Origin of the sequence: Pseudomonas sp. PH1b, assembly GCF_000633395.1 — a bacterium.
Classification (GTDB): domain Bacteria; phylum Pseudomonadota; class Gammaproteobacteria; order Pseudomonadales; family Pseudomonadaceae; genus Aquipseudomonas.
Map to the genome: position 1 here is coordinate 1 of NZ_AYMU01000033.1, position 25,090 is coordinate 25,090.

At 62.9% G+C, this 25,090-nt stretch carries 26 protein-coding genes and 1 pseudogene; 11 read left to right on the plus strand and 16 right to left on the minus strand.

The features are described from left to right. The 5 genes and pseudogenes from U873_RS0131480 to U873_RS0131500 all read right to left on the minus strand — a co-directional run. Positions 1-703 (minus strand): annotated as a pseudogene (locus tag U873_RS0131480) (hypothetical protein); the annotation flags it as partial. Continuing rightward, a complete protein-coding gene (locus tag U873_RS0131485) occupies positions 700-1,578 on the minus strand; it encodes an endonuclease/exonuclease/phosphatase family protein (protein WP_025132042.1) in 879 nt (292 codons plus the stop codon). The pseudogene U873_RS0131480 and the gene U873_RS0131485, both read right to left, overlap by 4 nt. 11 nt (positions 1,579-1,589) lie before the next feature. Beyond that, on the minus strand, positions 1,590-2,219 hold the full coding sequence (locus tag U873_RS0131490) for a thiol:disulfide interchange protein DsbA/DsbL (protein ID WP_025132043.1): 630 nt from the start codon (positions 2,217-2,219) through the stop codon (positions 1,590-1,592). Positions 2,220-2,415: 196 nt separating this feature from the next. Beyond that, a complete protein-coding gene (locus U873_RS0131495) occupies positions 2,416-3,021 on the minus strand; it encodes a cytochrome c (protein WP_025132044.1) in 606 nt (201 codons plus the stop codon). A gap of 46 nt (positions 3,022-3,067) precedes the next feature. Next, a complete protein-coding gene (locus tag U873_RS0131500) occupies positions 3,068-3,358 on the minus strand; it encodes a cytochrome c5 family protein (protein ID WP_025132045.1) in 291 nt (96 codons plus the stop codon). Between the two features lie 191 nt (positions 3,359-3,549). Between U873_RS0131500 and yihA the strand changes: the two genes are divergently transcribed. Continuing rightward, positions 3,550-4,191 carry a ribosome biogenesis GTP-binding protein YihA/YsxC gene (yihA, locus tag U873_RS0131505; protein ID WP_025132046.1) on the plus strand — a complete coding sequence of 214 codons (642 nt, stop codon included), beginning with the start codon at positions 3,550-3,552 and terminating at the stop codon, positions 4,189-4,191. 416 nt (positions 4,192-4,607) lie between these two features. Here yihA and polA read toward each other — a convergent pair whose 3' ends face one another. After that, positions 4,608-7,397 (minus strand): DNA polymerase I, encoded by a 2,790-nt coding sequence (gene polA / locus U873_RS0131510; RefSeq protein ID WP_025132047.1) that lies wholly within the window; start codon positions 7,395-7,397, stop codon positions 4,608-4,610. A 74-nt stretch (positions 7,398-7,471) separates the two neighbouring features. On the opposite strand from polA, the gene U873_RS0131515 reads away from it, so the two are divergent. After that, positions 7,472-7,759: a DUF2782 domain-containing protein gene (locus U873_RS0131515; RefSeq protein WP_025132048.1), complete on the plus strand. Its 288-nt coding sequence runs from the start codon at positions 7,472-7,474 to the stop codon at positions 7,757-7,759. A 62-nt stretch (positions 7,760-7,821) separates the two neighbouring features. Then, the gene (locus U873_RS0131520) at positions 7,822-8,772 is read left to right on the plus strand and encodes a homoserine kinase (protein WP_025132049.1); all 951 of its coding nucleotides are present in this window, start codon (positions 7,822-7,824) and stop codon (positions 8,770-8,772) included. 90 nt (positions 8,773-8,862) lie between these two features. On the opposite strand, the gene U873_RS0131525 is transcribed toward U873_RS0131520, so the two are convergent. Continuing rightward, positions 8,863-9,777, minus strand: a complete 915-nt coding sequence (locus tag U873_RS0131525) for a zinc ABC transporter substrate-binding protein ZnuA (protein ID WP_025132050.1) — start codon at positions 9,775-9,777, stop codon at positions 8,863-8,865. A 66-nt stretch (positions 9,778-9,843) separates the two neighbouring features. On the opposite strand from U873_RS0131525, the gene zur reads away from it, so the two are divergent. The 4 genes from zur to U873_RS0131545 are packed head-to-tail and all read left to right on the plus strand — an operon-like array spanning position 9,844 to position 12,649. After that, entirely contained in the window at positions 9,844-10,326 is a 483-nt protein-coding gene (zur, locus tag U873_RS0131530) for a zinc uptake transcriptional repressor Zur (RefSeq protein ID WP_011058466.1), read from the plus strand. Next, positions 10,326-11,111, plus strand: a complete 786-nt coding sequence (gene znuC, locus U873_RS0131535; protein WP_025132051.1) for a zinc ABC transporter ATP-binding protein ZnuC — start codon at positions 10,326-10,328, stop codon at positions 11,109-11,111. Before zur ends, znuC begins: the two co-directional genes overlap by 1 nt. Then, complete coding sequence (gene znuB / locus U873_RS0131540) at positions 11,104-11,892, plus strand: zinc ABC transporter permease subunit ZnuB (protein WP_025132052.1); 789 nt, start codon at positions 11,104-11,106, stop codon at positions 11,890-11,892. Before znuC ends, znuB begins: the two co-directional genes overlap by 8 nt. A 37-nt stretch (positions 11,893-11,929) precedes the next feature. Further along, the gene (locus U873_RS0131545) at positions 11,930-12,649 is read left to right on the plus strand and encodes a PA5502 family lipoprotein (RefSeq protein ID WP_025132053.1); all 720 of its coding nucleotides are present in this window, start codon (positions 11,930-11,932) and stop codon (positions 12,647-12,649) included. 49 nt (positions 12,650-12,698) lie between these two features. Here U873_RS0131545 and katE read toward each other — a convergent pair whose 3' ends face one another. Continuing rightward, positions 12,699-14,837: a catalase HPII gene (gene katE, locus U873_RS0131550; RefSeq protein WP_025132054.1), complete on the minus strand. Its 2,139-nt coding sequence runs from the start codon at positions 14,835-14,837 to the stop codon at positions 12,699-12,701. A gap of 271 nt (positions 14,838-15,108) precedes the next feature. Between katE and U873_RS0131555 the strand changes: the two genes are divergently transcribed. From U873_RS0131555 to U873_RS0131565, 3 genes are read left to right on the plus strand one after another with little or no spacing between them, the layout of a single operon-like run. Continuing rightward, a complete protein-coding gene (locus U873_RS0131555; RefSeq protein WP_025132055.1) occupies positions 15,109-16,116 on the plus strand; it encodes a methionine ABC transporter ATP-binding protein in 1,008 nt (335 codons plus the stop codon). Beyond that, a complete protein-coding gene (locus U873_RS0131560) occupies positions 16,116-16,781 on the plus strand; it encodes a methionine ABC transporter permease (protein ID WP_029978791.1) in 666 nt (221 codons plus the stop codon). The genes U873_RS0131555 and U873_RS0131560 overlap by 1 nt, the downstream gene beginning before the upstream one ends. A 59-nt stretch (positions 16,782-16,840) precedes the next feature. Continuing rightward, positions 16,841-17,614, plus strand: a complete 774-nt coding sequence (locus U873_RS0131565) for a MetQ/NlpA family ABC transporter substrate-binding protein (protein ID WP_025132057.1) — start codon at positions 16,841-16,843, stop codon at positions 17,612-17,614. Positions 17,615-17,681: 67 nt separating this feature from the next. Here U873_RS0131565 and U873_RS0131570 read toward each other — a convergent pair whose 3' ends face one another. From U873_RS0131570 to U873_RS0131590, 5 genes are read right to left on the minus strand one after another with little or no spacing between them, the layout of a single operon-like run. Further along, on the minus strand, positions 17,682-18,317 hold the full coding sequence (locus U873_RS0131570) for an SCO family protein (RefSeq protein WP_025132058.1): 636 nt from the start codon (positions 18,315-18,317) through the stop codon (positions 17,682-17,684). Then, positions 18,314-19,216 carry a heme o synthase gene (gene cyoE, locus U873_RS0131575; RefSeq protein ID WP_025132059.1) on the minus strand — a complete coding sequence of 301 codons (903 nt, stop codon included), beginning with the start codon at positions 19,214-19,216 and terminating at the stop codon, positions 18,314-18,316. Before cyoE ends, U873_RS0131570 begins: the two co-directional genes overlap by 4 nt. Then, a complete protein-coding gene (locus U873_RS0131580) occupies positions 19,204-20,283 on the minus strand; it encodes a heme A synthase (RefSeq protein WP_025132060.1) in 1,080 nt (359 codons plus the stop codon). Before U873_RS0131580 ends, cyoE begins: the two co-directional genes overlap by 13 nt. 10 nt (positions 20,284-20,293) lie before the next feature. Then, a complete protein-coding gene (locus U873_RS0131585) occupies positions 20,294-20,884 on the minus strand; it encodes a hypothetical protein (protein WP_025132061.1) in 591 nt (196 codons plus the stop codon). Next, complete coding sequence (locus U873_RS0131590; RefSeq protein ID WP_025132062.1) at positions 20,850-21,590, minus strand: SURF1 family protein; 741 nt, start codon at positions 21,588-21,590, stop codon at positions 20,850-20,852. The genes U873_RS0131585 and U873_RS0131590 overlap by 35 nt, the downstream gene beginning before the upstream one ends. Before the next feature lie 70 nt (positions 21,591-21,660). Here U873_RS0131590 and U873_RS0131595 point away from each other — a divergent pair, with 70 nt between their 5' ends. Further along, positions 21,661-21,864, plus strand: coding sequence for a twin transmembrane helix small protein (locus tag U873_RS0131595; RefSeq protein ID WP_025132063.1), 204 nt, complete (start codon positions 21,661-21,663; stop codon positions 21,862-21,864). A 7-nt stretch (positions 21,865-21,871) separates the two neighbouring features. Here U873_RS0131595 and U873_RS0131600 read toward each other — a convergent pair whose 3' ends face one another. The 3 genes from U873_RS0131600 to ctaD form a co-directional block, all read right to left on the minus strand. Next, entirely contained in the window at positions 21,872-22,759 is an 888-nt protein-coding gene (locus U873_RS0131600) for a cytochrome c oxidase subunit 3 (RefSeq protein WP_025132064.1), read from the minus strand. Positions 22,760-22,794: 35 nt separating this feature from the next. After that, positions 22,795-23,352, minus strand: coding sequence for a cytochrome c oxidase assembly protein (locus U873_RS0131605; RefSeq protein WP_025132065.1), 558 nt, complete (start codon positions 23,350-23,352; stop codon positions 22,795-22,797). 111 nt (positions 23,353-23,463) lie between these two features. Next, entirely contained in the window at positions 23,464-25,059 is a 1,596-nt protein-coding gene (gene ctaD, locus U873_RS0131610; protein WP_025132066.1) for a cytochrome c oxidase subunit I, read from the minus strand. Between the last annotated feature and the right edge of the window lie 31 nt (positions 25,060-25,090).

Below are 25,090 nucleotides of genomic sequence, written 5' to 3' on the forward strand. Positions count from 1 at the left end.
GTGCGGGTGCGGGTGCGGGTGATTGAACGATTTCGGGGGCTTGGGCAACAGGCGTCTGGTAGTGCTCGCGCACCGTGGCATCCGCGACCTCGACCTCTTCCGCCTGCGTACGGACGTCTGGAGCAGGCAGTGCCGCTGGTACTTGCACAGCCTCCACCTGAGGAGTGGCCTCAGCGCTATCGCGGGCACCGAACAATCGTTGCAGCAGGCTCGGTCGCCCCGGCTCGACCGGGTTTTCCAACTGACCCAGGGCCTTGCCCTGCAGATTGCTCAGCTCCCCCAGCAGCAGGGGAATTTCCCGCGCCTGGCCTACCCGGCTGTCCAGCTGCTTGGCGAACGCCTTGAGCGGCCGACTGACCTCTCGGGGCAGGGGCAGGGACTGCAATTGGGCAACCAGGGCAGTCAGGGCGCTGCTCATCTGATCGACTCGGGTTTCCCGGCGCTGCTCAGAGTCCAGCACGGCTTTTTCCAGCCGCGGCAGCAAGGCTGCCAGGCCTGCATCCATGTCATCGGTGCGGATCACCTCGCGCATTTCCTTCATGCACTGGTCGACCGCGCGATCGGTGCCCTCCGCCGCCAGGGTGCTGCGCACCAGCCCGCGGCGCAGCAAGTCCAGGCGAGCAGCCCAACGGCGCTCAAGCTTGTCCTGCTGTTCGATGCTCTTGAGGTATTTCTCTTTCCAGCGCTGGGCGTCGTCGCTCATTCATCGGTTCCGCGAGGGGCAGGACTCAACGCGGGCAATGCATCAGCCGTGAGCGAACCCGGCAGACGAATCTCTACCGCGACCGGCAGGTGATCGGATATGGGTTGGGCCAGGACTTCGACTCGCTCCAGGGTCAGGCTGGGGCTGAGCAGGATGTGGTCCAGGCAGCGTTGCGGCCGCCAACTGGGGAAGGTCGCCTGCAGTTGCGGCGCCAGCAGGCTGAGATCGCGCAAGGGGGAATGCTCCAGCAGATCGCTGGCGTGGGTGTTCATGTCACCCATCAGCACCTGATGCTTGTAGCCGCCGATCAACTCGCGGATATACGCCAGTTGCCGGGTGCGAACCCGGGCGCCGAGCGCCAGGTGCATCATCACGACCACCAGCGCGTCAGGGCCTTCGCCGAAACGCACCAGGATCGCACCACGCCCCTTGGGACCAGGCAGCGGGTGGTCTTCGATGGCCCAGGGCCGCAAGCGACTGAGCACGCCGTTGCTGTGCTGAGCCAGGCGCCCGAGATTGCGATTGAGCTGTTGATACCAGTAGGGGAACGCACCCAGCTGGGCCAGGTGCTCCACTTGATTGACGTAGCCTGAACGCAGGCTCCCGCCATCGGCTTCCTGCAGGGCCACCAGGTCAAAATCCCCCAACAGGCTGCCAATCTTCTGCAGATTGCCCGCCCGCCCGTTATGGGGCAGCAAGTGCTGCCAGCCACGGGTCAGGTAGTGACGATAGCGTTCGGTACTGATCCCGACCTGGATATTGAAACTGAGCAAGCGCAGGCGGCTGTCCGCCGGCAGGCCGCTAGACGCTAAATGATGTTCGTTGACCTGCGGATCATGCAGGCCAACGATGCGTTCCGAGCCCCAGCGCGGCATGGCGGCGGCGCTTACTTGGCTGCGCGCTCTTTGGCGATCAACTGGTCGGCCACGCTCAGCGCGCCTTCAGGACCACCGGCGGTGCCCAGGTCGAAGCGATACTTGCCGTTGACCACCATGGTCGGTACGCCGGTGATCTGATAGGCCTGGGCCTTCTTCTTGGCGTCTTCGACCTTGCCTTTGACGGCGAAGGAGTTGTAGGTGCTGAGGAACTTGTCCTTGTCGACGCCTTCGGTAGCCAAGAACTCGGCCATCTCTTCCGGAGTGGCGAGTTTCTTGCCGTTGTGGACGGCTTCGAATACGGCCTTGTGGACCTTGTGCTCTACGCCCATGGCTTCCAGGGTGATGAACAGTTGACCATGAACGTTCCAGATACCGCCGAACATTGCCGGGATACGCACGAAATTGACATCGGCTGGAAGCTTTTCAACCCAGGGATTGATGGTTGGCTCGAAGGCGTAGCAGTGCGGGCAGCCGTACCAGAACAGCTCCACCACTTCGATCTTGCCAGGCACCGCAACCGGAACGGCGCTGCTCAACTCGACATATTGTTTACCGGCCTCGACCGGTTCGGCGGCTTGAGCGGTCACGCCGAATAGGCTGGCAGTGACGAGAGCGGCGCTGAGAATCAGATTACGCATGCTTTACTCCTGGACAATTTTGGCGCCTCGCGCGACCTGAGTTCAGACAGATCATGGCGGGCTTGAGTTCGCTAGTGTAGCGGCAGACGCCATAAAAAAGGGCGGCCTGAGCCACCCTTTATGCTTGCATCGTCAGATTAATCGATCATTAACGTGCCGTGGCTTCGCATCCTCGGCAGGCCCGATCGAACCAACCTCAGTGCAGGCCCTGAATATAGCTGGACACCGCTTCGATGTCCTTGTTGCTCAGCTTGCCAGCGATGCTGCGCATGACCAGGGTGTCGCCGTCGTTGGTGCGGTTGCCTTCGCGGAAGTCGGTCAGTTGCTTGGCCACGTATTGTGCGTGCTGGCCGCTCAGGTGAGGGAAGCCGGCCGCTGCGTTACCCGCGCCGTTTGGCGAGTGGCAACCGGTGCAGGCTGGCATGCCCTGATCGAGCTTGCCGCCACGGAACAATTCCTCGCCCCGGGCCACGACTTTCGGATCTGCCGCGCCGACGCTGCCTTTCTGGCTGGCGAAGTAGGCGGCGATATCAGACATGTCCTGATCGCTCAGGTTGGTCAGCAGACCGGTCATTTCCAGCACCTGGCGCTTGCCCGACTTGATATCGTGCAACTGCTTCTCCAGGTACTTTTCCCCCTGACCCGCCAGCTTTGGAAAGTTTGGCGCCATGCTGTTCCCATCAGGGCCGTGGCAAGCGCCACAGACTGCGGCTTTCGCCTGACCGGCAGCAGCGTCGCCTGCGGCATGGGCGACACCTGTGATGCCCAAGGTCAACAGCAGACTCACGAGTAATTTGTTCATCAGCTAATCCAACTACGGCTAAGGGTTAAAGAGTTATGGACCGGGATCACTCGCTCATCCAATGGATGATGACTCGGTAATCCTCGGCACTGCAGTCCATGCACAAACCACGCGGCGGCATCGCCTTGAAACCCTGGGTCACGTGTTGCACCAGCGTCTCCATACCTTGCGCCAACCTCGGCGCCCAAGCTTCCTGGTCGCCCTTGCGGGGCGCCGTGGGTAGTTGGCCGGAATGACAAGCCCCACAAACACGGTTGTACACAGCTTCCGGATCCTGTGTAGCCTGAGCGCTGTAAAGCGGCATCAAGACACCGGCAGCTAGCAGCCATTTCGTCATAAAACGACCTTTTCAGGGTTGAGAGCGTGATGCGTTCTAATGCGCATTCAAGGTTTATCGCTCTCGTGAACTTCATCCTACGCTGGGACAAAGCGCACACAAAATCTGCGGCATTATATACTGGCGCTACTGAAACGGAAACGACACCGCTCGCCGCGTCCACTCTCGGCATCGCCCCTATCGGAAATCCCATGCAACTCAAGAACCCCATCCTCGGTCTGTGCCAACAGGCTACCTTCATGCTCAGTGCCGCCAAAGTCGATCAATGCCCTGACGACGAAGGCTTTGAAGTGGCCTTTGCCGGGCGTTCCAACGCTGGCAAGTCCAGCGCCCTGAACACCCTGACCCACGCCAGCCTGGCCCGCACCTCGAAGACCCCGGGGCGCACGCAGTTGTTGAACTTCTTCAAGCTAGACGACGATCGCCGTCTGGTCGACCTGCCGGGCTACGGTTACGCCAAAGTGCCGATCCCGCTCAAGCAGCACTGGCAGCGCCACCTGGAAGCCTACCTGGGCAGCCGCGAGAGCCTCAAAGGCCTGATCCTGATGATGGACATCCGTCATCCCATGACCGACTTCGACCTGCTGATGCTGGACTGGGCCGTGGCCAGCGGCATGCCGATGCACATTCTGCTGACCAAGGCCGACAAGCTGACCTACGGCGCGGCCAAGAACACCCTGCTCAAGGTCCAGTCGCAGATCCGCAAGGGCTGGGGCGAAGCGGTCACCATCCAACTGTTCTCCGCGCCCAAGCGCATGGGCCTGGAAGAGGCATACACCGTACTGGCGGGCTGGATGGAACTGGCTGACAAAGGCACCGAAATCGAGGCCTGAGAGACGTAGGGAAAATTGCCTGGAGGATGCTCAGGCAAGGCAAAAGCGCGGTGCGAAAGCGGATTTTACTGACTGTAGATGAGCATTTCGCGCCGCGTTTTTAACGCAGCATGATCATTTCCCAGGCGATTTTCAGGCAAAAAAAACCCCGGACTTCGTATGGGGAGGGGGAAGTTCGGGGTTCAAGTTCTAGACCGCTAGGGCGGGGTCCAGATATCTGCCAACACTTAACACAACATAGGAGCATCGAAGGGCTTCACCAGCCATTCAGTAACTCTGAGTGGGCGTTCACCGATTTAGTTCCGGCGCGCTGCAAAAACTATTGGCAATAATCGATGAAATTTTCCGTGCTAATAGCCCTTCGCCAGTCACTTGCCGCGACACTATGCCGCGGCAAAAGCCGCTGAAAAGTGCCCTTAATGGGCCTCATCCCAGTTATTTCCCACCCCGACCTCGACCAATAGCGGTACATCCAGGGTCGCGGCACCGCTCATGTGCCCGCGAATCTCTTCGCGAACCTTGTCCACCAGGTCCTCGCGCACCTCCAGCACCAGTTCATCGTGCACCTGGAGAATGACCCGGGCATCGAGACCCGAAGACTCCAGCCAGTTGTCCACCGCCACCATGGCCTTCTTGATGATGTCTGCCGCGGTGCCCTGCATCGGCGCGTTGATCGCCGTGCGCTCGGCGCCGGCGCGCTCCTGTGGCTTGTTGGAATTGATCTCCGGCAGGTACAGCCGACGACCGAAGATGGTCTCTACATACCCCTGCTCAGCAGCCTGTGCCCGGGTCCGGTCCATGTACTCGCGAACCCCTGGATAGCGCGCGAAGTAGGTATCGATATAGGCCTTGGCCTGCTTGGTTCCGACACCGATGTCCTTGCCCAGCTTCTGCGCACCCATGCCATAGATCAAACCGAAGTTGATCGCCTTGGCACTGCGACGCTGATCGGAAGTGACATCCTCGAGCTCGACCTTGAACACCTCGGCCGCGGTGGCCGTGTGCACATCGAGGTTGTTGCGAAATGCATTGAGCAGCCCTTCGTCCCGAGACAGGTGGGCCATGATCCGCAACTCGATCTGCGAGTAGTCCGCCGCCAGCAGCTTGTAGCCGGCCGGCGCGATGAAGGCCTGGCGAATGCGCCGGCCTTCGGCAGTACGCACCGGGATGTTCTGCAGGTTCGGATCACTGGAGGACAGACGCCCAGTGGAAGCCACCGCCTGATGGTAGGAGGTATGGATCCGCCCGGTACGCGGGTTGATCTGCTCCGGCAGACGGTCGGTGTAAGTGCTTTTCAGCTTGCTCATGGAGCGGTACTGCATCAATACCCGAGGCAGCGGGTAGTCATCCTCCGCCAGTTTGGCCAGCACCTCTTCAGCGGTGGAGGGCTGGCCCTTGGCCGTCTTCTTCAGCACCGGCAGGCCGAGCTTGTCGTAGAGGATCGAGCCCAATTGCTTGGGCGAACCCAGGTTGAACTCCTCACCGGCGATCTCGAAAGCCTCGCGCTCCAGGGCAACCATCTTGTCCCCCAGTTCGATGCTCTGCACCCCCAGCAACTGGGCATCCACCAGCGCCCCCTGGCGCTCGATGCGGGCCAGGACCGGCACCAGTGGCATCTCGATATCGGTCAGCACGCTGGCCAGGCTCGGAATCGCGGTGAGCTTGCCGAACAGCGCCTGGTGCAGACGCAAGGTCACATCGGCATCTTCGGCGGCGTAAGGCCCGGCTTGCTCGAGGGGGATCTGGTCGAAGGTCAGTTGCTTGGCGCCCTTGCCGGCGATGTCCTGGAAGCTCACGGTGCTGTGGTCCAGGTATTTCTGCGCCAGGCTGTCCATGTCATGGCGGGTGGCAGTGGAGTTGAGCACGTAGGACTCGAGCATGGTGTCGAAGGCAACGCCACGTACCGTGATGCCGTTGGCCTGGTCTCCACCGATGGCACAGTTGGCCAGGATGTTCATGTCGAACTTGGCGTGCTGGCCCACCTTGAGCAGCTTAGGGTCTTCCAGCAGCGGCTTCAGGGCCAGCAGCACGGTGTCGCGATCCAACTGCTCCGGTGCGCCCATGTAGGAGTGGGTCAGAGGCACATAGGCGGCTTCGCCAGCCTTGACCGAGAACGACAGCCCCACCAGTTGCGCCTGCTGGGCGTCGATGCCGGTGGTTTCCGTGTCGAAGGCGATCAGCCTGGCATGCTTGAGTTTCTCCAGCCAGGCGTCGAAACGCGCCGGGTCGAGGATGGTTTCGTATTGCAGCTCAAGTGGCTCCGGCTCGGCTTCAGGCTGCTCGACAGCCGCCTGCGGGGCCTGGGCAACATCAAGCTCGACACGCTTGGCGTCACGCTGCAGGTCGTCCAGCCAGCTCTTGAACTCCAGCAGGCTGTAGAGCTCCATCAACTTGTCACGATCCGGCTCGCGCAAGTGCAGATCATCCAGCCCCACATCCAGGGCCACGTCGACCTTGATGGTCGCCAATTGGTAGGAGAGGAAGGCCATCTCCTTGTGTTCCTCGAGCTTGGCCGGCAGGGTCTTGGCCCCACGGATCGGCAGGCTCGGAACGATATCCAGCTGCTCGTAGAGCTCCTTCAGGCCGCCATTGACCCCTACCAGCAGGCCGGAAGCGGTCTTGGGACCAATGCCCGGAACCCCCGGGATGTTGTCGGAAGAGTCGCCCATCAGCGCCAGGTAATCGATGATCTGCTCGGGAGCGACGCCGAATTTCTCCTTAACGCCTTCCACATCCATGCTGCTACCGGACATGGTGTTGACCAGGGTAATGTGCCCATCCACCAGCTGTGCCATGTCCTTGTCACCGGTGGAAATCACCACCGGCCGGTCCGCCGCCGCGCTGCTGCGGGCCAGGGTGCCGATCACGTCGTCAGCCTCCACCCCCTCAACGCACAGCAGCGGGAAACCCAGGGCGATCACGCTGGCGTGCAAGGGCTCGATCTGCACCCGCATGTCGTCCGGCATGCTCGGGCGGTTGGCCTTGTACTCGGCATACATGTCATCGCGGAAAGTCCCGCCCTTGGCGTCGAACACCACCGCGAACGGGCTGTCCGGGTACTGCTTGCGCAGACTCTTGAGCATGTTCAGCACGCCCTTGACCGCGCCGGTGGGCAGGCCTTTGGAGGTGGTCAGAGGTGGCAACGCGTGGAACGCGCGGTACAGATAGGAAGAACCGTCCACCAGGACGAGGGGGGCTTGGCTCATGAGTAGGATCAACCTTTTCGGCGGGTCCGGCGCTAGAATAGCGGGACCGTTGACGACAAAGGGACAAGGTTATCATGCGCACACTGAATCGCTTGCTGCTGGCCAGCTTGATTGCAATCGCTCCAATGGCCGTTATCGCCGCAGAGGATGCGCCATCAGCCGACCCGGACGTGACCATTCGCACGGAAGGCGAAAAGACCATCCAGGAATACCGGCAGAATGGTTTCCTGTATGCCATCAAGGTCACGCCAAAGGGTGGCAAGCCCTACTTCCTGGTGCGCGCCGATGGCTCCGACGGCAACTTCATCCGCTCGGATCAGCCGGATATGCTGATCCCTTCGTGGAAAATCTTTGAGTGGTAAAACACTCTCGACTTCAATTGGCGCCAGCGTGATCGCGGCGCCCGTACTGGCAGTTTTTAACCATGTCTGTGTTCACCCCCCTGGCTCGGCCCGAGCTGGAAACCTTTCTCGCCCCTTATGGGCTCGGCCGCCTGCTTGACTTCCAGGGGATTGCCGCTGGTAGCGAAAACACCAATTTCTTCATCAGCCTGGAGCAGGGCGAGTTCGTCCTGACCCTGATCGAGCGCGGCCCGGTCCAGGAAATGCCGTTCTTCATCGAACTGCTGGACGTGCTGCACGAGGCCGACCTGCCGGTGCCTTACGCACTGCGCACCACCGACGGGGTCGCCCTGCGGGAGCTGGCGGGCAAGCCGGCACTGCTGCAACCGCGCCTGGCGGGCAAGCACATCAAGCAGGCCAATGCCCAGCATTGCACCCAGGTCGGCGAGCTGCTCGGCCACCTGCATGTGGCCACCAAGGACAACATGATCAAGCGCAAGACCGATCGCGGCCTGGACTGGATGCAGGAGGAGGGCACGAAAATGCTCCCTCACCTCGACACCACCGCCCAGGACCTGCTGCAGCGGGCGCTGGAGGAAATCGCCGCACAGAAGGTGAAGATCCTGGCCCTGCCCCGGGCCAATATTCATGCCGATCTGTTTCGCGACAACGCCATGTTCGAAGGCACTCACCTGACCGGCCTGATCGACTTCTACAATGCCTGCTCGGGGCCGATGCTCTACGACGTGGCCATTGCCCTGAACGATTGGTGCTCCGATGATGAGGGCGTGATCGATGGCCAGCGGGCGCGAGCGCTGCTGGGCGCCTATGCCGCGCTGCGCCCGTTCACTGCAGCGGAGGCCGAGCTCTGGCCGACCCTGTTGCGGGTGGCCTGCGTGCGTTTCTGGCTGTCACGACTGATTGCCGCCGAGAGCTTCGCCGGGCAGGACGTGCTGATTCACGACCCGATGGAATTCCAGCAACGCCTGGCACAGCGGCAACAGGTCAGCATCGCGCTGCCGTTCGCCCTGTAAACCCTTCGCGGGCAAGCCCGCTCCTACAGATGGATAACACCCTTGTAGGAGCGGGCTTGCCCGCGAAAGCCATCCCGCAACAATCCCTGCTCAAAGCTGTTCCAGACAGCCCGCCAGATCGTTCCCCAGCTTCTCCAGCACCTGCTCATAGCCTTGAGCAGTCGCTGGCGTATACCCACCCAACGCATCCAGCTCCGCCAGTTTCACCGGCAATCCGGCCACCAGCGTCTCGGCCAGCCGTGGGCGCAGGGGCGGCTCGCTGAACACACAGGTCTTGCCCACCTGCTGCAAGCGCGCGCGCATGGCGGCAACGTGCTGCGCGCCCGGCTGAACCTCCGCGGCCACACTGAACACCCCGGTGTGCTTGAGGCCATAAGCGTCCTCGAAGTAATCGAACGCTTCGTGGAACACGAAGTAGGGCTTGCCGGCGATTCCCGCCAGGCGAGCCTTCAAGCGAGTATCCAGGGCGTCCAGACGCTCGTTGAAGGCTTTCAGGTTGCTCTGGTAGCGGGCAGCGTTGGCCGGATCGGCAGCGCTCAAGTCGGCGGCGATACGCGCCGCGATGACCCGGGCATTCACCGGCGACAACCACAGGTGGGCGTCCAGGGTTCCCGGGCGGTGATCGTGTTCGTCGGCTTCTTCGGCGTGCGAGTGGCTATCCTCGGCGAAATGCCTCAACTTCATCCCTGGCAAGTCCTGTACCGCCACCGAAGGCAGGCTCCGGCCCTTGAGGACGCGGGGCAGGAAGCCCTCCATGTCCGGGCCAATCCAGTACAGCAGGTCCACGCTCTGCACCTTGCGCACATCGGAAGGGCGCAGCGCGTAGTTGTGCGGCGACGCCCCCGGTGGCAGCAACACCTCGGGAACCGCCACGCCGTCCTGCACCGCAGCGGCGATCAGTTGCAGGGGTTTGATGCTGGTGAGTACCCGCACTTCGGCCTGGGCCGAGCCGATCGCCAACAGGCTGAGGGTAAAAGCGACAAAAAGGCGAAAAAGTCTGGGCACGATGGACACTCGAAGAGGCGAGAACAGGTAACATAATAACGTCTCTCACAAACCTCGTCGCCGCTCATGCCTAAAACACCCCTCGCCAGCCGTCCCCACGACCACTCTCACTGCGTGCACAGCGCACTGTCTGAGGCCGACGCCCTGTGCGCACGGCAAGGCCTGCGCCTGACCGCCCTGCGCCGGCGGGTGCTGGAGCTGGTGTGGCAGAGCCACAAGCCCCTGGGGGCTTACGACATCCTCGCCGTGCTCAGCGAACAGGATGGCCGCCGCGCTGCGCCTCCGACCGTTTACCGGGCGCTGGACTTCCTCCTGGAAAACGGCCTGGTGCACCGCATCGCTTCGCTCAACGCCTTTGTCGGCTGCAACCACCCGGAGCACGCTCACCAGGGGCAGTTCCTGATCTGCCGCGAGTGCCACGCCGCTATCGAGCTGGAGCAGAAATCCATCAGCGACGCGATCATCTCCAGCGCCCGCGACGTCGGCTTCGTGGTCGAGGGCCAGACCGTCGAAGTGGTCGGGCTCTGCTCGGGCTGCCAGGGGGCTTGATGAGCACTGCGTTGATCCGCCTCGAGCAGGTCGGGGTGACCTTTGCCGGACAGAACGTGCTGGACAATATCCAGCTCAGTGTCGAACCCGGGCAGATCGTCACCTTGATCGGTCCCAACGGCGCCGGCAAGACCACCCTGGTGCGCGCCGTGCTCGGCCTGCTCAAGCCCGACAGCGGCAGTGTCTGGCGCAAACCCAAACTGCGGGTCGGCTACATGCCGCAGAAGCTTCATGTCGACCCGACGCTGCCTCTGTCGGTGCTGCGCTTCCTGCGTCTGGTGCCAGGAGTGGATCGTCCACGGGCCCTGGCGGCCCTCAAGGAAGTCGGTGCCGAACAAGTGATCGACAGCCCCGTGCAAAGTATTTCCGGGGGCGAGATGCAGCGGGTACTGCTGGCCCGGGCCCTGCTCCGCGAACCCGAACTGCTGGTGCTCGACGAGCCGGTGCAAGGGGTCGACGTGGCCGGTCAGGCCGAGCTCTACAGCCTGATCACCCGCCTGCGGGACCGGCACGGCTGCGGCGTGCTGATGGTCTCCCATGACCTGCACCTGGTGATGAGCACCACCGACCAGGTGGTCTGCCTCAACCGTCACGTCTGCTGCTCGGGGCACCCCGAGCAGGTCAGCGGCGACCCGGCCTTCGTCGAACTGTTCGGCAAGAACGCGCCCAGCCTGGCGATCTACCACCACCATCACGACCACGCCCACGACCTGCATGGATCGGTGGTCACTCAGCCCGCCACGGGCCTGCCTCATGTCCATGGAGAAAACTGCAAGCATGGCTGATTTTCTGCTCTACGCCCTGCTCGCAGGTTTGGCCCTGGCGGTGGTCGCCGGCCCCTTGGGATCTTTCGTGGTCTGGCGGCGCATGGCCTATTTTGGTGACACCCTGTCCCATGCGGCATTGCTGGGGGTAGCCCTGGGTTTCCTGCTGGATATCAGCCCTGCCGTAGCGGTCACCGTGGGCTGCCTGCTCCTGGCGGTACTGCTGGTGACCCTGCAACAACGCCAGCCCCTGGCATCCGACACGCTGCTGGGGATTCTTGCCCCCAGCACCCTGTCTCTTGGCCTGGTGGTACTAAGCTTCATGCATGAAGTGCGGATCGACTTGATGGCCTATCTGTTCGGCGACCTGCTGGCGATCAGCCCCGGCGACCTGGGGTGGATTCTCGGCGGCAGCGCAGCAGTGCTGTTGCTGCTGGTAGCACTGTGGCGGCCCTTGTTGGCAATCACCGTGCACGAGGAGTTGGCCAAGGTCGAAGGCCTGCCGGTGGCCACGCTGCGCATGGCGCTGATGCTGCTGATCGCCGTAGTGATCGCGGTGGCCATGAAGATTGTCGGCGTGTTGCTGATCACCTCGCTGTTGATCATCCCGGCCGCCGCGGCACAGCGTCACGCCCGCTCCCCGGAGCAGATGGCCCTGGGCGCAAGCCTGCTGGGCATGCTCGCGGTATGCGGCGGGCTGGCGCTGTCCTGGTTCAAGGACACCCCGGCCGGGCCATCGATCGTGGTCACGGCCGCCGCACTGTTTCTGCTGAGTTTTGTCCTGCCCCGTCGAGGGGTGTAGACTTGCTCGCTTTTTGCGCAATTAGAGAGTCGCAGGAATGAAGCCGTTCGCCTCCCGTTATCTGCTCCTTGTCGCATTTTCCCTGCTGCTGGGAGCCTGCCAAAGCACGCCACCAGCGGCCACCGAGGTCCCTGATGCACGGGCCACGGCCATCGCGCAGCTGGAACAAAACATCGCCAGCAGCGAACTGGCCACCGCGGAAGATCAACTCAGCGCCTTGCAGGCGCAGACGCCCGATGACCCGCAACTGGTGCAGTACCAGCGGCAGTTGGCCGAAGCCTATCTGCAGCGCAGCCAGATCGTCCTGCAAAAAGGTGACGTCAACGCCGCAGCCACCGCCCTGAGCCGTGCCCGGGCGCTGATGCCCAAGGCACCCGCGCTGACCGGCGGGGTCAACAATGCCATCGCCCATGCCCGCAAGGCTGAGCTGGAACAGGCCGAGGCAGCCCTGAAAGCCGCCGAAGCCCGGCCACCGGCCAAGCTGATCGATCCGACGGCCGAAAGCAGCACCCTTGCACTGAACGTCACCGATATCCGTAAATTGCGTCGGCAACTCGATGCCTTGGCCGCCGATACGGTGAATTATCAGTGCGACGTGATCATCCAGGTACCGCGCACCGAGGATTACCCCTGGCTGTCGACCCTGCTGAGCAAGCGGGTGAAAAAACTCGATCCCGACTTCCAGCAGAAGATCAGCCGGCAGATCGTGCGTCATGTTCCAGCGCAGATGGTCCTGAGCCCGCGCAAGGCGCAGTAAAGCCTTGCCCCTGGCCGGCTCCCGTGAGGAAGCCGGCTGGCACAATGGCTCAGGCCGGAACCGCCTTGGCCTTGTCTTCCCGATCCCAGACCCGATGCTGGGCAATCGCCGCAAAAAATGCCTTCACGGCCTTGGCATCCGCGCCGATGATCAAGCCCTCGTCCGCTTCCAGCTTGAGCACCTGCAACAGCTCCCTGGCTTCACCGTGCAGGGCGATCGCCTTGAGGTGCTTGTAGGCCTCCAACAGGTAATGCAGGGCCACGCCATTGCCGCTCAAGGCCTTGATCGACTGCGCACCTCCGGGCACGAACACCGCATCGAAGGCCACCGATGGCAAGCCCTCCATGGACCCATCCACCGGCAGGCTCTTGCCATTCGCCGTAGTGACCGGTGCCGAGGTCGGCCCCAGTAGCTTGGCGTGCGCCCCTTCGGCCTTGAGAGCCTTCTTCAGCGCATCGATCGCCGCACCATCGACGCCGTTGGCCGCCAGAATCGCCACCTTCCGGGTTTTGATATTGCCTGGTAACAGGTTCGCCTGGCTCAGGGCCGGCGAGCGCGACAGCGAAGTCTTGCGCTCCGCCACCGTGGCTTTCTTCGGCGCCGCCAGCCCGAGGTTCTCGGCCACTCGCGCGGCCAGCTGCAAGTCGATGTTGGCCAGAATCTCGTTGACCTGGCGTTCGCGGATCCATTCACGTTCCACCTTGCCCAGCTCAAAGCTGTAGGCGGCGATGATGTGCTCCTGCTCGTGCTTGCTCATGCTCTTGTAGAACAGCCGCGCCTGGGAGAAATGGTCGCTGAAGGATTCGCTGCGCTGGCGGATCTTGTGCGCATCGATACGCTCGTTATAACTCTCGAAGCCACCATCCTCGGCGGCCGGCGGGGTCTCCCGGGGCCAGCCGCCGTCGATGGAGTTGGGCTCGTAGGAGGCTCGGCCCTTGTCCAGAGTCATGCGATGCATGGCGTCGCGCTGGCTGTTGTGGAAGGGCGCCAAAGGCCGGTTGATCGGCAATTCGTGGAAGTTCGGTCCACCCAGGCGGCTGATCTGGGTATCGGTGTAGGAAAACAGTCGCCCTTGCAACAGCGGGTCGTTGGAGAAGTCGATCCCGGGCACTATGTGCCCCGGGCAGAAGGCGACCTGCTCGGTCTCGGCGAAATAGTTGTCCGGGTTGCGGTCCAGCACCATCTTGCCCAGGGGCGTGATCGGCACCAGTTCCTCGGGGATCAGCTTGGTCGGGTCGAGAATGTCGAAGTCGAAACTGTGCTCGTCCTCCTCGGCAACGATCTGCACCCCCAGTTCCCATTCCGGATAGTCGCCGGCCTCGATCGACTCCCACAGGTCGCGCCGGTGAAAATCGGTGTCCTTGCCCGCCAGTTTCTGTGCCTCGTCCCAGACCAGGGAGCAGGTGCCCACCGTCGGCCGCCAGTGGAACTTGACGAAGCGCGAGCGACCTTCGGCGTTGATGAAGCGGAAGGTGTGCACGCCAAATCCCTGCATGCTGCGCAGGCTTTTCGGAATGGCCCGGTCGGACATGGCCCAGATCACCATGTGCGCCGACTCCGGCTGCAGAGAGACAAAGTCCCAGAACGTATCGTGGGCCGAGCCGCCGGTGGGCATTTCGTTGTGGGGCTCGGGTTTTACCGCATGCACGAAGTCGGGAAACTTGATCGCGTCCTGGATGAAGAACACCGGCATGTTGTTGCCCACCAGGTCGAAGTTGCCTTCGTCGGTGAAGAACTTCACGGCAAAACCGCGCACGTCACGTACCGTATCTCCCGAGCCTCGCGGTCCTTGGACCGTGGAAAAACGCACGAACACTGGCGTCTTCTTCCCGGGGTCCCGCAGGAAACCGGCCTTGGTCAGTGCCGAATGATTACCGTTGCTCTGGAAGTAACCGTGGGCACCTACCCCCCGGGCATGCACGATGCGCTCGGGAATCCGCTCATGGTCAAAGTGGGTGATCTTCTCCCGCATGATGAAGTCTTCCAGCAGCGAGGGGCCGCGGGCACCGGCTTTCAGGGTGTTCTGGTTATCGGCAACCTTCACTCCCTGATTGGTTCGCAGGGCCTGCCCGGTGGCGTCGGAGCGGAACTCCTCGAGGCTCTGCAGCTTGCTGTTGGTGTTGCCCCGGTCCAGGGTGTCGGTCCCGGCCATCTGGCTTTTCGGGGCGCTGGGCTTTTTCGTGCTCATCAGGCAAAAACTCCTCGTTGGCGAGCCCCTGGCAGGCCCGGGGGCTTCGTGGGCAAAGACCTCCAGGCACGGCACCTGGCGGCTTTCGAGTGGCTTAAGTAGTGACTGGCGAGAGCAGGCGGCCGTTCCTTTTTTATGACCTTTGATCGCGTTATTGCCAAATGGCATGATGATTGCGAAATAAATGCTAAGAACCTCTATACGGACAGGCTAAAATGCGCGCCCGGCTAACCGCTGATCCTTTTCTAACGCGCCCCACAAGGTTCGCTACGTGATCGAGTTTCAAAACGTCCATAAAACCTACCGGGTCGCCGGTAGGGATATTCCCGCCCTGCATCCGACCAGTCTTCGGGTCGAGAACGGCCAGGTGTTCGGCCTGATCGGCCATTCCGGCGCGGGTAAAAGCACCCTGCTGCGCCTGATCAACCGCCTGGAGAACCCCAGCGGCGGCAAGATCATCGTCGACAACGAAGAAGTCACCGCGCTGAATGCCAATGGCCTGCGCCGCTTCCGCCAGCAGGTCGGGATGATCTTCCAGCACTTCAACCTGCTGTCCTCCAAGACCGTGGCCGACAACGTCGCCTTGCCCCTGACCCTGGCTGGCGAGCTGTCCCGTGGCGAGATCGATCGTCGAGTAGCCGAGCTGCTGGACCGGGTCGGCCTGGCCGATCATGCGAAGAAATACCCGGCGCAGCTGTCCGGCGGCCAGAAGCAGCGCGTCGGCATTGCCCGCGCCCTGGCCACCAAGCCTAAGATCCTGCTGTGCGACGAAGCCACCAGCGCCCTTGATCCGCAGACCACTGCGTCGGTCCTGCAATTGCTGGCGGAGATCAACCGCGAACTGAACCTGACCATCGTCCTGATCACCCACGAAATGGACGTGATCCGTCGCGTCTGCGACCAGGTGGCGGTGATGGATGCCGGCGTGATCGTCGAGCAGGGTCCGGTGGCCGACGTGTTCCTGCACCCCAAGCACCCGACCACCAAGCGCTTCGTCCAGGAAGACGAGCAGGTCGACGAGAACGAACAGCGCGACGATTTCGCTCACGTGCCGGGGCGCATCGTGCGCCTGACCTTCCAGGGCGACGCCACCTACGCGCCGCTGCTGGGCACCGTGGCCCGGGAGACCGGGGTCGACTACAGCATCCTCGCCGGACGCATCGACCGCATCAAAGACACCCCTTACGGGCAACTGACCCTGGCCATCACCGGCGGTGACATGGAAGCGGCCTTCGCCCGCTTCACCGCAGCGGATGTCCACATGGAGGTGCTGCGCTGATGGATACCTTCTTCACCAACATCGACTGGCTGGAAATCTGGCTGGCCACCGGCGACACCCTGATGATGCTCGGCGGCTCGTTGCTGTTCACCGTGCTCCTGGGCCTGCCCCTGGGCGTGCTGCTGTTCCTCTGCAGCCCGCGCCAACTGCTGGAGCAGAAGTCGCTGTATGCGCTGCTGTCGCTGGTGGTCAACATCCTGCGCTCGCTGCCCTTCATCATCCTGCTGATCGTGATGATTCCGTTCACCGTGCTGATCACCGGCACCTCCCTGGGCGTCGCCGGGGCCATCCCGCCGCTGGTGGTGGGCGCAACGCCGTTCTTTGCCCGGCTGGTGGAAACCGCCCTGCGCGAAGTCGACCGCGGCATCATCGAGGCCACCCAGTCCATGGGCGCCAGCACCCGGCAGATCATTACCAATGCCTTGCTCCCGGAAGCCCGCCCGGGCATCTTTGCCGCTATCACCGTGACCGCCATTACCCTGGTGTCCTACACCGCCATGGCCGGCGTGGTGGGTGCCGGTGGCCTTGGCGACCTGGCGATCCGTTTCGGCTACCAGCGGTTCCAGACCGATGTGATGGTGGTGACCGTGGTCTTGCTGCTGGTGCTGGTCCAGGTTCTGCAAACCGTCGGCGACAAGCTGGTGGTGCACTTTTCCCGCAAATAAAATTGCCGGCTCAGGCCGGCAGGCGCCCGGGGTCGGGCGACTTACAAGGAGCTTGATCGATGAAAAAATTGCTCGTCGCTTTCGCAGCCGTTGCCGCGTTCTCCGCGCACGCCGCCGAAACCCTGACCGTGGCCGCCACACCGGTGCCCCATGCCGAGATCCTGGAATTCGTCAAACCGGCCCTGGCCAAAGAAGGCGTGGACCTGAAGGTCAAGGTCTTCACCGACTACGTGCAGCCCAATGTACAAGTGGCCGAGAAGCGCCTGGACGCCAACTTCTTCCAGCACCAGCCGTACCTGGATGAGTTCAACAAGGCCAAGGGCACCAAGCTGCTGAGCGTGGCCGGTGTGCACATCGAGCCCCTGGGCGCCTACTCCAGCAAGTACAAGCAACTCTCCGAACTGCCGGGCGGTGCCACCGTGGTGATCCCCAACGACGCCACCAACGGCGGCCGCGCGCTGCTGCTGCTGGACAAGGCCGGCCTGATCAAGCTCAAGGATTCGAACAACATCCTGGCCACCGTCAAGGACATCACCGAGAACGCCAAGGACCTGAAGTTCCGTGAACTGGAAGCCGCCACCATCCCGCGCGTGCTGACCCAGGTCGACCTGGCGCTGATCAACACCAACTACGCCCTGGAAGCCAAGCTGGACCCGTCCAAGGACGCCCTGGTGATCGAAGGCAAGGATTCGCCTTACGTGAACATCCTGGTGGCCCGTCCTGACGACAAGGACTCGGACGCCATGAAGAAACTGGTTACCGCCCTGCACAGCCCGGAAGTGAAGCAATTCATTCTCGAGAAGTACAAAGGCGCGATCGTTCCCGCGTTCTGATCGACCGACGCAATGCAAACGGGGCGCCTTTGGGCGCCCCGTTTTGTTTGCTGCGGTGAAAACCGGGTTACTTGCGCTGCAGCATCACCGGCAACTGGGCCACCAGCTTCTGGTTGTTCAGCGGCGCACGGATAAAGCCGCGCTGGGTGCCGTCCGGACCGATCACCGCCAGGTTGCCGCTGTGGTCCACGGTGTAGTTGGGCTTGCTGGTGTCTGCCGGAATGAAGGGGATGCTCACCGCGTTGGCAATCTTCTGCAGGTCTTCCACCGAGGAAGCGGTCAGGCCCTTGAAGTCCTTGTCGAAGTAGCCCAGGTACTGCTTGAGCTGCTGCGGCGTATCGCGGTTGGGGTCGACGCTGACCAGGATCACCTGCAGCTTGTCCACCGACTCCTTGGGCAGCTCGCTCTTGATCTGGCGCAGTTGGGCCAGGGTGGTAGGGCAGATGTCCGGGCAGAAGGTGTAGCCGAAGAACAGCAGCGACCACTTGCCCTTCAACTCATCGATCACCACGGGCTGGCCGTCCTGGTCGAGCATCTTCACCGCGGGCAACGTGCGGCTCTGGGGCAGCAGGATGATGCCGGCATCGATCAATGCGGTGGGGTCGCCCTGACCCTTGCCGGACAGTACTTTGTTGACGGTGAGCCCCAGGACCAGGGCCACCAGCGCAACGAGAATAAAGACGGTTTTCTGAGTTCGAGTCATAGGTTCAACAATAGGTAGTGGTCTACGAGCAGGGCGATGAACAGCAGGAACAAGTAATAAATAGAGTACTTGAAGGTGTTGATCGCCGCGTGCGGCCGAGTGCCACGGTACAGCACCCAGGCCCATTGCAGGAAGCGCCCGCCCAGGGCCAGGGCGCAGACCAGGTACAGCACGCCGCTCATGTGGATGGCGTAGGGCAACAGGCTCACCGCCAGCAGGGCAAAGGTGTACAGCAGGATATGCACCTTGGTGTAGTGCTCGCCGTGGGTCACCGGCAGCATCGGAATATCGGCCTTGGCGTACTCCTCCTTGCGATGGATCGCCAGGGCCCAGAAGTGCGGTGGGGTCCAGGCGAAGATGATCAGCACCAGCAGCAACGGCTCGGCGCTCATGTGCCCGGTTGCGGCAACCCAGCCCAGCAGCGGCGGGGCGGCCCCGGCCAGGCCGCCGATGACGATGTTCTGCGGCGTCGCCCGCTTCAGGAAGCCGGTGTAGACCACCGCGTAGCCCAATAGCGAGGCCAGGGTCAGCCAGGCGGTCAGCGGATTGGTAAAGGCCAGCAGCAGGGCCTGCCCGAGCAGGGCCAGCACCAGGGCGAACCCCAGCGCTGCCGCCGGCGATACCCGCCCTTCGGCCAGCGGGCGCTTGTGGGTCCGGGCCATGACCGCGTCGATGCGCCGGTCCACCACGTGGTTGACCGCCGCCGCGCCTGCCGCGCACAGGCCAATGCCCAGGTTGCCGAACACCAGCACTGTCCAAGGCACCCCGGCGCGGGTGGCGAGGAACATGCCCACCAACGAGGTGATGAGCATCAGCACCACCACCTTGGGCTTGGTCAGCTCCAGGTAGTCACGCCAGATCGCCCGGGGGTGCGGGCGTTCGCCGATCAGAGTCGCCATGGCATCTCTCCTTTGATGGTGATGGGCCCTGCCATCTGTTTGCGCGGGCTGAGGCGCCAGCCCAGGGGCCGGCGAACCCGGGCCTGCACCAGGCTGGTACGAGCGTGGTAATTGACCAGCACCAGGGTCAACAGCAGTGCCGCGCCCCCGGCGTTGTGGGCCACCGCCACCGGCAGCGGCAGGTGGAACAGTACATTGCTCAGGCCCAGGCTGATTTGCGCACCCAGTGCCACCAGCACCAATCCTGCCAGGCGAGTCATGCCCACCTGCCGCAATTGCCAGGCCAGCCCCAGCAGCACCAGAGTCACCAGCACCGCGCCGACCCGGTGGGTCATGTGGATGGCGGTGCGGGCGTCACTGTCCAGCTGGCCGCCCAGATAGTTGGGGCCGATGTGCTGGGTCAGGTGAAAGCCGTTGGCAAAATCCATGTTCGGCCACCACTGGCCGTGGCAGGTCGGCAGGTCGATGCAGGCCACCGCGGCATAGTTGGAACTGACCCAGCCGCCCAGGGCGATCTGCCCGATCACCAGCACCAGCCCTGCGGTGGCCCAGTACTGCAGGCGGCGCGGCACGATCAGCGCCGGCAGCACCCCGGACAATCGCAGGGTCAGCAGGAACAGCAGGCTCAGGGTGGCAAAGCCGCCCAGCAGGTGCGCGGTGACCACCTGCGGCCAGAGCTTCAGGGTCACCGTCCACATGCCGAAGGCCGCTTGGGCGAACACCACCGCCAGGAGGAACAGCGGCAACTTCAGCGGCTGCCCAGGATGCTGGCGATGGGTCCAGGCGCGGGCGGCCAGGAGCACGATCAGCAGTCCCAGGGTGCCGGCAAAGTAGCGGTGAATCATCTCGTTCCAGCCCTTGTGGGCCTCCACCGGTGCGTCGGGGAAGTGCAGCTCGGCATGGGCCAGTTGGGCTTCGCTTTTCGGTACGCTGATAAAGCCGTAGCAACCGGGCCAGTCCGGGCAGCCCAGGCCGGCGTGGGTCAGCCGGGTGTAGGCGCCAAGCAGCACCACGATCAGCGCCAGCAAGGTGGCAAACAGCGCGAGGCGAAATCCAGGTTTGGCCATGACGTTGCCCCTATCCGATGTTCGACAGTTTCAGCAGGTGGCGCAGGTCGTTGAGCAGGTCCTTGCCCTTGACCCGGGCGTCGTAACGCAGCACCAGGTTGCTGTGGGGATCGACGATCCACAGCTGCGGTGCGTCCTTGTCGTTGGCCAGCTTGGCAAAGGTTGCAAGGTCCAGCGGATAGCGTTGCAGCTGCGGATACTCGCGCTGCAGCTTGGCCTCGTACTCGGCACTCAGGGGCTCGGCGCTGGCCAGGGCGTGACTGGCCCGCGAGGCATCGCGGCCCAGGGCCACCTGGATCTGCCGCGCCAGGTACACCAGCTGCTGGCAATCCACCGAGCAGCCCTTGGGCGCGGTGACCAGGATCTGCCAGCGCTCCTCCTCGGACTGCACGCCAATGTCGGCGCGGGTCTGGCCATTGCCGATCATCTCGCCGTGATAGCTGCGGCTTTCCGGTACCCAGAACTGCAGCTTGTACATGCCGGTGGCGAGGATCATCGGGCCGATCACCATCAACAGGATGAGGATCAGCTGCCAGCGCCCGCGACGCCGGTTGGGCGTTGGGGTGTCAGAGATGCTGGGTGGATTCATGGCCGTTCCCATGGCGTTTCTCCCGCGTGTTGTGCCAACCGAAATAGAGGTAGAGAGCGAACAGCGCCAGGGCCATGGAAAACCATTGCACCGCGTAGGCCTGGTGTTTTTCCGGGCCCATGGCGACCACTGGCCACTCGGTCAGGTAGGCGCCGGGACCGGATTCCTGGCGCACTTCATAGTCGAAGCCGCTGCGCCCCAGCTCGGCCCATAGCGCCTGGGGCGCCACGGCCGTGATCAGCCGCGGCCAGCGGGCTCCAGTGGGGTCGGCATGCAGCTGGAACGCCGCTCCCGGAGAAACGTAGACCCAGGCATCCAGGCTCAGGCTCTGCTCTGGAGTGTTGAAGCGGGGTGGCGTGCGACGGTCGGGCCAGGGCAGCCAGCCACGATTGACCAACAGCCAGCGGCCGCTGGCCTGATCAAGAAAGGGTTGCAGCAGCTCGACCCCGACCTTGCCGCCGTGCATGCGGTTGTCCAGCAACAGGCTGTGCTCAGCATCGAAATGACCGTGCAGGCGTACCCGGCGAAAAGCCGGATCCGCGGCGCTCAGCAGCTCGAACAGCGGCACCGGTTCAGCCCCGCGACGCTCGGCGTAGCTGCTCAGCAACTGGCGCTTCTGCTCGCCACGCCCCAGTTGCCAGAACCCCAGGGAGACCAGTACCGGCAGCAGCAACAGCACCACCAGGGTCGGCACGAGTCCCGGCCGGAAGCCTTTCATGGGCGGCCCATAAAACTGGGAAATCGACTCGCTATACTGATGTTCATCGCGTCTCCCCCGGAGTCTCACCATGCTCAAAGCAGCCATCGTCCTGATGCTGATTGCCACGGTTGTCAGCCTGTTCAGCGGCCTGTTCTTTCTGGTCAAGGACGACAGCCAATCCAAGCGCCTGGTGACTGCATTAAGTGTTCGGGTAGGCCTGGCCGCGATCACCGTCGGCCTGATCGCCTGGGGTTTCTTCAGCGGCCAATTGGTTTCCCACGCTCCCTGGTAAGCGCTCCTCAGAGCACGTAGACAAAGACGAACAACCCGATCCAGACCACGTCGACGAAGTGCCAGTACCAGCTCGCGGCCTCGAAGCCGAACTGGTGATCGGCGTCGAAGTGCCCGCGCATGATGCGCACCAGCATCACGAACAGGATCAGCGTGCCAATGGTCACGTGGGCACCGTGGAAGCCGGTGAGCATGAAGAAGGTGGCGCCGTAGATCCCCGAGCCCAGGGTTAGGCCCAGCTCGTGATAGGCGTGGATATATTCCTCGGCCTGGAAGCCGAGGAAGGCACAGCCCAGCAGCACCGTCAGCGCCAGCCAGATTTTCAAGGCGCCACGATGGCCTTTCTTCAGTGCGTGGTGGGCGATGGTCACGGTGACACTGGAACTCACCAGCAACACGGTATTGAGCAGCGGCAAGCCCCAGGGACTGATGGTGCCCTTGGGCGATGGAAAGAGTTTCGGATCGGGGTTGTTGAGCAGGGGCCAGACGAACTCGAAGTTCGGCCAAAGCATGTGGGCGATGCCCTTGTGCCCCTCACCGCCCAGCCAGGGCCCGGACAGGTGCCGCACATAGAACAGCGCGCCGAAGAAGGCCATGAAGAACATCACTTCGGAAAAGATGAACCAGCTCATGCCCCAGCGGAACGAGCGATCGAGCTGGGCGCTGTAGAGCCCGGCGCGGCTTTCCTTGACCACCGCGCCGAACCAGCCGAAGAGCATGTAGGCCAGCAACAGGCTGCCGACGAAGAAGATCAGCGGGCCATGGGATTCGGGGCGCGCGGCCTTGAGGTCGTTGAACCAGGTTGCCAGGCCGAATACGGTGACAAACATGCCCACCGTCGCGATGATCGGCCACTTGCTCTGGGCGGGAACGTAATAGTGCTCATGAGTCGCCATTTATTGTTCTCCTTATTCGGTCACGCTTGAACGCCTTAGCCACCCGTCTTGGCGCTGACCGCCACCGGTGGATGACGCGCGGTGATATCGAACAGCGTGTAAGCCAGCGTCAGGTGCTTCACATCCTTGGGCATGTCGCGGTCAACGATGAAACGCACCGGCATCTCGATCTTCTCGCCGGGCTGCAGCACTTGCTGGGTGAAGCAGAAGCATTCGGTCTTGTGGAAGTACATCGCCGCACTGCTGGGGGAAATACTCGGGATCGCCTGGGCGCTCATCGGGTGATTGCTGGGGTTGCGGGCGATGAAGATCATCTCGTTGACCGCCCCCGGATGGACCACGATGTCATCGGACTTGGGGTAGAACTCCCAGACCATGTCGATGGCGTTGGTGGACAGGAACTGCACCCGCACCTGGCGCGAGACATCGACCTGCTGCTGCGCGTCCTGGTACTGCCCGCCGGTCTTGCCGTTGATGCCCAGGGCCTTGCACATCACGTCGTAGATCGGCACCAGGGCAAAACCGAAGACAAACATCGCCACCACCACCAGCAACAGGCGGGTGACCAGCTTCTTCAACGAAATATCGGCCATCTCAAGCCCCTCCCGAAGCCGTAGGAGCTGGCTTGCCAGCGAACCGGGCGACGCCTTCCAGCGCCTGGCCCGACGCCTTCGCCAGCAAGCTGGCTCCTACAGCACAGCTGTTCATTTCACTTCCGGCGGGGTGACGAAGGTGTGATACGGCGCCGGCGAGGGAATGCTCCACTCCAGCCCTTCGGCACCTTCCCACGGCTTGGCCGGGGCCGGTTTGCCGCCACGAATGCACTTGATAACGATGAACAGGAAGAAGATCTGCGTCGCACCAAAGGTGAAGGCGCCGATGGAGGACACCATGTTGAAGTCGGCGAACTGCAGGTTGTAGTCCGGGATCCGCCGCGGCATGCCGGCCAGGCCGACGAAGTGCATGGGGAAGAAGGCCATGTTCATGCCGACGAAGGACAGCCAGAAATGCAGCTTGCCCAGGGTTTCGTCGTACATGTGCCCGGTCCACTTGGGCAGCCAGTAATAGGCCGAGGCAAAGATCCCGAAGATCGCCCCGGGCACCAGCACGTAGTGGAAGTGCGCCACCACGAAGTAGGTGTCCTGGTACTGGAAGTCCGCCGGGGCAATGGCCAGCATCAGCCCGGAAAAGCCGCCGATGGTGAACAGGATGACGAAGGCCACGGCGAACAGCATGGGCGTCTCGAAGGTCAGCGAGCCCTGCCACATGGTGCTCACCCAGTTGAACACCTTGACCCCGGTGGGCACGGCGATCAGCAGGGTGGCGTACATGAAGAACAGCTCGCCCACCAGCGGGATGCCCACTACGAACATGTGGTGCGCCCAGACGATGAACGACAGGAAGGCGATGGCCCCGGTGGCGTAGACCATCGAGGTGTAGCCGAACAGCGGCTTGCGGCTGAAGGTCGGGATGATCGAGCTGACGGCGCCGAACGCCGGCAGGATCATGATGTACACCTCGGGGTGGCCGAAGAACCAGAACACGTGCTGGAACAGCACCGGATCACCACCGCCGGCGGCACTGAAGAAGCTGGTGCCGAAGTGGATGTCCATCAGCATCATGGTCACCACACCGGCCAGCACCGGCATCACCGCGATCAGCAGGAAGGCGGTGATCAGCCAGGTCCAGACGAACAGCGGCATCTTCATCAGGGTCATGCCCGGGGCCCGCAGGTTGAGGATGGTGGCGATCACGTTGATCGCCCCCATGATCGAGCTGATGCCCATCAGGTGAATGGCGAAGATGAAGAAGGTCACGCTTTCCGGGGCGTAGGTGGTGGACAGCGGGGCGTAGAAGGTCCAGCCGAAGTTCGGCCCGCCGCCGGGCATGAACAGGGTCGAGACCAGCAGCAGGAAGGCCGCCGGCAACAGCCAGAAGCTGAAGTTGTTCATCCGTGGCAGGGCCATGTCCGGCGCGCCGATCATCAACGGGATCATCCAGTTGGCCAGGCCGACGAAGGCCGGCATCACCGCGCCGAAGACCATCACCAGGCCGTGCATGGTGGTCATCTGGTTGAAGAATGCCGGCTCGACGATCTGCAGCCCGGGCTGGAACAGCTCGGCGCGGATCACCATGGCGAAGGAGCCGCCCAGCAGGAACATGCAGAAGCTGAACCACAGGTACAGGGTGCCGATGTCCTTGTGGTTGGTGGTCAGCACCCAGCGCATCAGGCCCTTGGCCGGGCCGTGGGCGTGGTCGTCATGGCCGGCGTGGCCGTGGTCATCGATCACAGCACTCATGTCCTGTCTCCTGCGAGCGAATGGACTGGAT

Excerpts from the sequence above, each read along its gene's own strand:
- U873_RS0131545 (WP_025132053.1), top strand. The coding sequence starts at position 11,930 with ATGAAGCCGTTCGCCTCCCGTTATCTGCTCCTTGTCGCATTTTCCCTG.
- U873_RS0131515 (WP_025132048.1), top strand. The coding sequence starts at position 7,472 with ATGCGCACACTGAATCGCTTGCTGCTGGCCAGCTTGATTGCAATCGCT.
- U873_RS0131520 (WP_025132049.1), top strand. The coding sequence starts at position 7,822 with ATGTCTGTGTTCACCCCCCTGGCTCGGCCCGAGCTGGAAACCTTTCTC.
- U873_RS0131560 (WP_029978791.1), top strand. The coding sequence starts at position 16,116 with ATGGATACCTTCTTCACCAACATCGACTGGCTGGAAATCTGGCTGGCC.
- zur (WP_011058466.1), top strand. The coding sequence starts at position 9,844 with ATGCCTAAAACACCCCTCGCCAGCCGTCCCCACGACCACTCTCACTGC.
- znuB (WP_025132052.1), top strand. The coding sequence starts at position 11,104 with ATGGCTGATTTTCTGCTCTACGCCCTGCTCGCAGGTTTGGCCCTGGCG.
- U873_RS0131585 (WP_025132061.1), bottom strand. The coding sequence starts at position 20,884 with ATGGGAACGGCCATGAATCCACCCAGCATCTCTGACACCCCAACGCCC.
- ctaD (WP_025132066.1), bottom strand. The coding sequence starts at position 25,059 with ATGAGTGCTGTGATCGATGACCACGGCCACGCCGGCCATGACGACCAC.
- U873_RS0131595 (WP_025132063.1), top strand. The coding sequence starts at position 21,661 with ATGCTCAAAGCAGCCATCGTCCTGATGCTGATTGCCACGGTTGTCAGC.
- znuC (WP_025132051.1), top strand. The coding sequence starts at position 10,326 with ATGAGCACTGCGTTGATCCGCCTCGAGCAGGTCGGGGTGACCTTTGCC.
- U873_RS0131605 (WP_025132065.1), bottom strand. The coding sequence starts at position 23,352 with ATGGCCGATATTTCGTTGAAGAAGCTGGTCACCCGCCTGTTGCTGGTG.
- yihA (WP_025132046.1), top strand. The coding sequence starts at position 3,550 with ATGCAACTCAAGAACCCCATCCTCGGTCTGTGCCAACAGGCTACCTTC.
- U873_RS0131580 (WP_025132060.1), bottom strand. The coding sequence starts at position 20,283 with ATGGCCAAACCTGGATTTCGCCTCGCGCTGTTTGCCACCTTGCTGGCG.
- U873_RS0131565 (WP_025132057.1), top strand. The coding sequence starts at position 16,841 with ATGAAAAAATTGCTCGTCGCTTTCGCAGCCGTTGCCGCGTTCTCCGCG.
- U873_RS0131500 (WP_025132045.1), bottom strand. The coding sequence starts at position 3,358 with ATGACGAAATGGCTGCTAGCTGCCGGTGTCTTGATGCCGCTTTACAGC.
- polA (WP_025132047.1), bottom strand. The coding sequence starts at position 7,397 with ATGAGCCAAGCCCCCCTCGTCCTGGTGGACGGTTCTTCCTATCTGTAC.
- U873_RS0131490 (WP_025132043.1), bottom strand. The coding sequence starts at position 2,219 with ATGCGTAATCTGATTCTCAGCGCCGCTCTCGTCACTGCCAGCCTATTC.
- U873_RS0131590 (WP_025132062.1), bottom strand. The coding sequence starts at position 21,590 with ATGAAAGGCTTCCGGCCGGGACTCGTGCCGACCCTGGTGGTGCTGTTG.
- katE (WP_025132054.1), bottom strand. The coding sequence starts at position 14,837 with ATGAGCACGAAAAAGCCCAGCGCCCCGAAAAGCCAGATGGCCGGGACC.
- U873_RS0131485 (WP_025132042.1), bottom strand. The coding sequence starts at position 1,578 with ATGCCGCGCTGGGGCTCGGAACGCATCGTTGGCCTGCATGATCCGCAG.
- cyoE (WP_025132059.1), bottom strand. The coding sequence starts at position 19,216 with ATGGCGACTCTGATCGGCGAACGCCCGCACCCCCGGGCGATCTGGCGT.
- U873_RS0131570 (WP_025132058.1), bottom strand. The coding sequence starts at position 18,317 with ATGACTCGAACTCAGAAAACCGTCTTTATTCTCGTTGCGCTGGTGGCC.
- U873_RS0131600 (WP_025132064.1), bottom strand. The coding sequence starts at position 22,759 with ATGGCGACTCATGAGCACTATTACGTTCCCGCCCAGAGCAAGTGGCCG.
- U873_RS0131495 (WP_025132044.1), bottom strand. The coding sequence starts at position 3,021 with ATGAACAAATTACTCGTGAGTCTGCTGTTGACCTTGGGCATCACAGGT.